1 protein-coding gene is annotated in these 301 nt (G+C 53.5%); it reads right to left on the bottom strand.

Going from position 1 to position 301, the window contains the following annotated elements:
* The coding region (locus Q4563_RS18670; RefSeq protein ID WP_303605575.1) for a tetratricopeptide repeat protein at positions 1 to 262 on the bottom strand (262 nt) is incomplete at its 3' end.
* Between the last annotated feature and the right edge of the window lie 39 nt (positions 263 to 301).

Below are 301 nucleotides of genomic sequence, written 5' to 3'. Positions count from 1 at the left end.
CCAGAGCCAGCGCCGCATCGGTATCATCCAGTTCAACCAGTACATCAGCCAGACGCGCGGTGGCCAGGTATTTGATTGGCGCTTCAGCGCTATCAACCAAGGCTCTCAGCTCGGCAGCCGCACTGTTCATATCACCGTTATCCGCAGCAAAGCGCGCCAGAAACAGGCTGGCAAACTGACTGTAAGTGCTTTTGCCAAAATCACTTTTCAGCTGCTCAGCCAGGACAATTGCTTCTTGCTGGGCAGCCTCATTACCAGACATGATAGCCGCAGAGGCTTTTTCAGTCAGTGAGGAATACAG

Source organism: Gilvimarinus sp. 1_MG-2023 (genome assembly GCF_030548285.1).
The sequence above is the reverse complement of the archived record's forward strand: the minus strand, read 5'-3'. Positions and strand labels throughout refer to the sequence as shown.